8 protein-coding genes are annotated in these 6,076 nt (G+C 67.0%); 6 read left to right on the top strand and 2 right to left on the bottom strand.

Annotated elements, in window-relative coordinates; all coding sequences use genetic code 11:
- Nucleotides 1-343: 343 nt before the first annotated feature.
- On the top strand, nt 344-715 hold the full coding sequence (locus WBV89_RS04880; protein WP_423980214.1) for a single-stranded DNA-binding protein: 372 nt from the start codon (nt 344-346) through the stop codon (nt 713-715).
- Here WBV89_RS04880 and WBV89_RS04875 read toward each other — a convergent pair.
- On the bottom strand, nt 696-1,883 hold the full coding sequence (locus WBV89_RS04875; RefSeq protein WP_423980213.1) for a DUF1015 family protein: 1,188 nt from the start codon (nt 1,881-1,883) through the stop codon (nt 696-698). The genes WBV89_RS04880 and WBV89_RS04875 overlap by 20 nt on opposite strands.
- 6 nt (nt 1,884-1,889) lie before the next feature.
- Here WBV89_RS04875 and WBV89_RS04870 point away from each other — a divergent pair, with 6 nt between their 5' ends.
- The 4 genes from WBV89_RS04870 to WBV89_RS04855 are packed head-to-tail and all read left to right on the top strand — an operon-like array spanning nt 1,890 to nt 4,832.
- Nucleotides 1,890-2,648: an HAD-IIA family hydrolase gene (locus tag WBV89_RS04870; RefSeq protein WP_423980212.1), complete on the top strand. Its 759-nt coding sequence runs from the start codon at nt 1,890-1,892 to the stop codon at nt 2,646-2,648.
- 10 nt (nt 2,649-2,658) lie between these two features.
- On the top strand, nt 2,659-3,195 hold the full coding sequence (locus WBV89_RS04865; RefSeq protein WP_423980211.1) for a hypothetical protein: 537 nt from the start codon (nt 2,659-2,661) through the stop codon (nt 3,193-3,195).
- A 12-nt stretch (nt 3,196-3,207) separates the two neighbouring features.
- Nucleotides 3,208-3,981 carry a TlyA family RNA methyltransferase gene (locus WBV89_RS04860; RefSeq protein WP_423980210.1) on the top strand — a complete coding sequence of 258 codons (774 nt, stop codon included), beginning with the start codon at nt 3,208-3,210 and terminating at the stop codon, nt 3,979-3,981.
- Nucleotides 3,978-4,832 (top strand): NAD(+)/NADH kinase, encoded by an 855-nt coding sequence (locus tag WBV89_RS04855; RefSeq protein ID WP_423980209.1) that lies wholly within the window; start codon nt 3,978-3,980, stop codon nt 4,830-4,832. The genes WBV89_RS04860 and WBV89_RS04855 overlap by 4 nt, the downstream gene beginning before the upstream one ends.
- 65 nt (nt 4,833-4,897) lie before the next feature.
- Here the strand turns inward: WBV89_RS04855 and WBV89_RS04850 are convergent, their stop codons facing one another.
- Nucleotides 4,898-5,461: a dihydrofolate reductase family protein gene (locus tag WBV89_RS04850; protein ID WP_423980208.1), complete on the bottom strand. Its 564-nt coding sequence runs from the start codon at nt 5,459-5,461 to the stop codon at nt 4,898-4,900.
- Nucleotides 5,462-5,642: 181 nt separating this feature from the next.
- On the opposite strand from WBV89_RS04850, the gene WBV89_RS04845 reads away from it, so the two are divergent.
- On the top strand, nt 5,643-6,076 hold a 434-nt coding region (locus WBV89_RS04845), incomplete at its 3' end, for a hypothetical protein (protein WP_423980207.1).

Here is a 6,076-nt window from a genome sequence, read left to right as displayed (position 1 = left end):
CAGGAGCTGCCACGCAGCCACGGCCGCCCCGAGCCCGAGCACGAGGCCGACGAACGAGATCAGGATCGGGTCGAGTCGCCGCAGCGCCGAGCGCGACAGGGAACCGAGCAGGCGGTCCTTCACGGGGCGCAACGTCGAATCGAGCATTCGTGGTCAGCAAACCTCCCACATCGGGCCGTGCTTCCCGAACGGCCGCAGTGTTTCCGATTCGGTTCGCACTGGAGCCATGCGAGCCTGGTGACCGCGGCGGCCCCGATGAACTGCGAGGTACCCCGTGAGTAGCGTGCGCATCACCGACTCTCCCCATGCACCGTCCCACGTCACTTCTCTGGGAGGTCCTGTCATGGGCCAGAACTCGTCATCCGCTCACAACGTGGTCGTGCTGGGAGGCACGGTCACCAACGAACCCGCTCGGAGGTCGCTGAAGTCGGGATCCGACGTCGTCAATTTCGATCTGTCCACGACCGTCGATGACCGTCAGATCTCGGTTCCCGTCGCCTGGTACGACCCGTCCGAGTCGGCGCTGTCGTCGTTCGCCGTCGACGAGGAAGTCGTCATCGTCGGCACGGTCCGTCGCCGCTTCTTCCGCTCCGGTGGGCTCACGCAGAGCCGCACCGAGGTCGTCGTCGATTCGTTGCTTCCCGCACGACGTGCCAAGTCGGTGCGGTCGCTGCGGGCAGCCGCGGCCGGCCTGATCAGGCCAGCGGACGAATGACGAGGCCGGTCAGCAGCTTCGGGGTGAAGAACGTCGACTTGGGCGGCATCACGACACCCTCGCGGGCGGTTCGTTCGATCTCGGCCACGCTCACCGGACGGATCAGCACACCCGCATGGGCGTTGCCACCGACGACGGCCTCGATCACGCGGTCCACGCCATGCTGGTAGGTCACCGAGTGGTCGACGCCGGCGAGCAGTTCCTCGAGCCAGAGTCCGTCCAGTGACCGGACCCCGTCGAACGCTCCGGGCTTCGGCGTGAGCCATTCGGCGGTGCCGTCGGGGCGAATCAGGCAGAGCGCACCGCGTTCGTCCATCTCCGCGAGGGTGGCCGCCGACGGTTGCGGTGCCGGGGTGCGATCGAACCCGACGTCGAGGGCGCGCACGAGGTCGTCGACGTGGATGTCGGAGTACAGGCGGTGGATCGCCTCGACGCTGAGCTGGTCGTCGACGAGCTCGCTCACGAACACCAGCGTGTCCTCGGCGTCGGACGTGTCGCTGCCGGTGGCGGAGCGGATCTCGTCGCGGAACTTCTGAGCGACCCCGTAGCGGTGGTGTCCGTCGGCGATCAGCACGTCATCGGTGGCGATCTTCGCGGAGATCGCGGCGATCCGATCGGGATCGGTGACGCGCTCGACCGAATGCTCCACGCCGTCGACGGTCACGGTGGCGATCTCTTCGCCGGGATCGGCCAGCAGTGCGGTCAGCTCGTCGGCCAGCGAGAGCCCCCAGATCGGTGACATGTTCGTGCGCGTCGCCCGTGTGAGGTCGAGTCGGTCCGTCGACGCCTTCGGCGTGATCCGCTCGTGGGGCAACACACCGCACTCGCCGTACGGTCCGACCTCGAGTCCGCCCAGCACGCCGACGATGCTGCGATCGGCTCCGCTGGCGTCGGTGAACCGCAGGCGATAGAGCGTGAACGTCGGCTCGTCGTCGAATGACATGACGTCCGCGTCGATCCACTGGCGCAACAACTCGCCGGCGCGCTCGTAGCGCCCGGGGCCATCCGACTCGCGCGGTACGTCGACGTGGGTCACGTTGAACGGGCTGCGCCGGTTGAGTTCGTCGAGGTCGGCGTCCGAGAGCACGTCGTACGGTGGAGCGATCAGATCGTCGATCTGTCGATCGCTGTAGCGGAGGGCGGGGAATGGAGTGAACCGTGGCACCATCACAGGATGCCACGACGGATCTCGACTGTGCTGTGTGACCTCGACGGCGTCGTGTGGCTCGCCCACGAACCGATCCCTGGATCGGTCGATGCGATCAGCGACCTCCGGGCGTCCGGACGTCGCGTGTTGTTCGTGACCAACAACTCGGTCGCAACGGTCGCCGAACACGAGGCAGCGCTTGCGGCGATCGGCATCGACGCCGTCGGCGACGTGATCTCGTCGTCGATGGCTGCCGCATCACTCGTCGAACCCGGCGAACGCATCCTGATCACGGGTGGACCGGGAATCCACGAGGCGGTGCTCGGGCGAGGCGCCATCCCCGTCGCGAACGACGGAACCTCGCTGGACGACCCACCCGATGCCGTCGTCGTCGGGCTCGATCGGGCGTTCGACTACCAGCGACTCCGCGTTGCGGGTCGAGCCGTTCTCGACGGCGCACGCCTCGTCGGGACCAACCGTGATTCGACGTTCCCCACTCCCGCCGGCCTCGAACCCGGCGGCGGATCGATCGTCGCAGCGGTTGCAGCGGTCGGCGGTGTCGATCCGGTGTTCGCCGGCAAGCCGGACCGGCCGATGGCAGACCTCGTCCTCGACGTGGTCGACGCCGATCCCGACACGCTCCTGATGGTCGGTGACCGTCCCGGGACCGACGGCCGATTCGCCCGCGCGATCGGGTGTCGGTTCGCGCTGGTCGCTTCGGGCGTCACTCCAGCCAACGCGAGCACCGCCCACGACCTCGCGTCGGTCGTGGCGGCGTTGGATTAGTCTGCAGGCCATGGCTACGTCATCGCTCCAACGGCTTCTCGATGCAGGTGTGCAATTCGGCGAGGTCTCGCGCAAGCAGGCCGAGTCAGCCGTCCGCCAACTGGTTGCCGCCGGCGACGTCCAGAAGCGTGACGCCGAGAAGCTCATCGGCGGACTGGTGGAGCGGGGCAAGGAGACATCCGAGCGCCTCGGCGAGATCATCCAACGCGAGGTGTCCAAGCAGGTGAGCTGGATGTCGGAGCGCTTCGACGACCTCGAGGACCGGTTCGAGGAACTCGCCGAGAGCCTGTCCGAGCGGGTCGCCAAGCCGAACAAGGTCGCAGCCAAGAAGGCACCGGCCAAGAAGAAGGCCGCCGCCAAGAAAGCTCCAGCGAAGAAGAAGGCTCCTGCCAAGAAGAAGGCCGCCGCCAAGAAGGCACCGGCGAAGAAGAAAGCTCCCGCCAAGAAGGCACCGGCGAAGAAGCAGGCGACCAAGAAGACGACCGCGAAGAAGGCCGTCGGGTCGTCGGGCGTACGCAAGGTCGCCACCAAGCGCACCGCGCGCTGATCGTTCGAGTCGATGGCAGCCCGTCGTCGGCTCGATGCCGAACTGCTGCGCCGTGATCTCGCTCCGAGCAGAACGGTGGCGCAGGCGCTGATCGATGCAAATCGGGTCTTCGTGAACGGGGCGGTCGCCTCCAAGCCGGCCCGGCAGGTGTCGCCCGGTGACGCGATCGTCGTCGACGGTCCACCGGCGCGGTTCGTGGGTCGCGGCGCCCACAAACTGGACCATGCGCTCGACGAGTTCGGTGTCGACGTGGCCGGACTGCGGATTCTCGATGCAGGAGCGTCGACCGGTGGATTCACCGACTGCGTCCTCCAACGCGGTGCCCGCGAGGTCGTGGCGGTCGACGTCGGTCACGGCCAGTTGCACGAGCGGCTGCGCGCCGATCCCCGCGTCATCAACATCGAGCGGCAGAACATTCGCTCCGTCACCACCGATCTCCTCGGCGGCCCCGTCGATGGTGCGGTCGGCGACCTGTCGTTCATCTCTCTCCGCCTCGTCATCGCGCCGATGGTGGCCGTGTGCAAGCCTGGGGCCTTCATGATCCTTCTCGTCAAGCCGCAGTTCGAGGCGGGTCGGGCCGAGGTCGGGCGCGGACGCGGAGTCGTCACCGATCCGATCGTGCACGACCGGGTCCGAACCGAGGTCGCCGATGCGATCGACCAGGCCGGTTGCCATGTCGAGGGGTGGGCCACCTCACCGATCACCGGTGCCGACGGCAATGTCGAGTTCCTCGTTCGTCTGACCACTCCTCACCGCCCCCACACGGACGACGGTGCCGACGCATGAACCTCGCCCGCCTGGTACTGGTCGCTCATCACGAGCGCGGCGAGGCCAGAACCCACGCGCTCACCGTCGCGAAGTGGTGCGCCGAGCGTGAGATCGAGTTCTGGATGCCGGTCGTCGACGGTGACGAACTCGAGATGGGGGAGTACTCGAGCGACCGTCGGCTGGCCGATGCCGACGTCGTCGTGAGCCTCGGCGGCGACGGGACGATGTTGCGCAGCGTGGATTTGTTGGCCGGCGCAGCGGTCCCACTGATCGGGATCAATCTGGGGTCGCTCGGCTATCTCACCGAGGTCGAACCGGACACGATGTGCGACGCGTTGCACAGGTTCGGACTCGGGGCCGAGGCGGGGGAGTGGCATCTCGATGAACGGATGCTCCTCGACGTCGCGGTGAACGGAACGCTCGTCGGTCGGGCCCTGAACGAAGCCGTGGTCGAGAAGAACCAGTCGGGACACACGGTTCGCCTGCTCGCGCGGATCGATGGGCATCCGTTCACTCACTACGAGGCCGATGGCCTGATCGTGTCGACGCCGACCGGTTCGACCGCCTACTCGTTGTCGGCGCGTGGTCCGATCGTCTCGCCACAGCATCGGGCGATCCTGCTGACCCCGGTGTCGCCGCACATGTTGTTCGATCGTTCCCTCGTGCTGAGTCCCGACGAAGTGGTCGAGATCGAGGTCGCGGGGCATCGGCGAGCCGACGTCGCCGTCGACGGCCAGCCCCACAGCGTGCTGTCACCCGGGGACGTCGTGCGCTGCAGTCCGTCGGACGCGACCGCGAACTTCGTCCGCTTCGGCGCGTACCGGTATCACCAGATCCTCAAGTCCAAGTTCGGTCTCGCCGACCGCTGATCGGCACGCGAGGCCCGGCGGGAGGCCCGAGGTCCGAGCGCGATCGATCGGGCGACCGCGAGCGCTCAGCGAGACGGGGTGCGCCGGTAGTGCATGGCGACTGCACCGTTGCGGAGCGGGTTCGCCGAGACCAGCTCGAGCTGCCGGGTGCTGAGTAGTCCGCTCTGGTGCAGGGTCGGGCCGTGGCCGGCGATCATGGGGTGGACGAGGAACCGGTACTCGTCGATCAGATCCAGCCGGTCCAGCTCGGTCGCGAGCGTGCCGCTCCCGAGGAGCACGCCGGCCGGCGTCGCGTCCTTGAGTGCCTGCACACCTGCACGCAGATCGCCGACGATGTGGTGGCTGTTGGTCCACGGAAAATTCGATCGCGTCGATGACACCACGTACTTCGGTTTGGCCTCGAGTTTGACCGCCCACTCGCGGATCGCCGGCGGCGCCTCCTCGTCGCCGCGAGCAACCGCCGGCCAGTAACTCTCCATCAACTCGTAGGTGATGCGGCCCCACAGCATCGCCCCGCCTTCGTCCATCAGGCGCGTGAAGTAGGCGTGCGTCTCGTCGTCGACGATGCCTTCCTCATGATCGACGCACCCGTCCAGGGTGACGTTGAGGCTGAAGGTCAGCAATCCCACACCACGAGCCTACGACGTCGCCCGATCTCGCCCGTGGACGAGAGCCGTCCAGCGGAAATTCACGAAGCATCCCGTCCCACACCGGCGCCGATCTCGTGCACAGATCGCGGCACTGCCACCCATCACGAACCCGAATAGCCCACCCCTTGCCTGCTTGATCGAACACGTGTACGCTTAGGGTATGAGTTCGACATCGTCCTCACATCACCCGGTCGGGCCGGTCGATGTGATCGATGCCGACACGTTCGATTCGGTGTGCGATGACGTCGCCGGTCACCTGAACGCCCAGATGGGTCGCCTGTTGGACGTCACGATCTGGCTGACGAACGCCGACAAGCGCGACTGGCAAGGCGATGGACTCTGGACGCCGCAGCAGTATCTGGCGTGGCGCTGCGGGATCGGACCCCATCTGGCGTCGAACCTCGTCGACGCTGCGAAACGTGCCCACGAGTTGCCGGTCGCAATCGGTGCTCTCCGAGCCGGTGAGTTGTCGTTCGATCAGTTGATGCCGATCGTGCGGTCCATCCCGGCGTGGGCCGACGGCCAAGTCACCTCACTCGCCACCCGCTTGACCGTCACTCAGATCCGGCGACTCGTCCGCGACACCGATTGGGC

The sequence above is a fragment of the Ilumatobacter sp. genome (assembly GCF_049588435.1).
Taxonomy (GTDB): Bacteria; Actinomycetota; Acidimicrobiia; order Acidimicrobiales; family Ilumatobacteraceae; genus Ilumatobacter_A.
The sequence above is the reverse complement of the archived record's forward strand: the minus strand, read 5'-3'. Positions and strand labels throughout refer to the sequence as shown.

Bases quoted from the DNA above. Each gene is read 5' to 3' on its own strand.
- WBV89_RS04860 (WP_423980210.1), top strand. From the start codon at position 3,208: ATGGCAGCCCGTCGTCGGCTCGATGCCGAACTGCTGCGCCGTGATCTC.
- WBV89_RS04880 (WP_423980214.1), top strand. From the start codon at position 344: ATGGGCCAGAACTCGTCATCCGCTCACAACGTGGTCGTGCTGGGAGGC.
- WBV89_RS04865 (WP_423980211.1), top strand. From the start codon at position 2,659: ATGGCTACGTCATCGCTCCAACGGCTTCTCGATGCAGGTGTGCAATTC.
- WBV89_RS04875 (WP_423980213.1), bottom strand. From the start codon at position 1,883: ATGGTGCCACGGTTCACTCCATTCCCCGCCCTCCGCTACAGCGATCGA.
- WBV89_RS04855 (WP_423980209.1), top strand. From the start codon at position 3,978: ATGAACCTCGCCCGCCTGGTACTGGTCGCTCATCACGAGCGCGGCGAG.
- WBV89_RS04870 (WP_423980212.1), top strand. From the start codon at position 1,890: ATGCCACGACGGATCTCGACTGTGCTGTGTGACCTCGACGGCGTCGTG.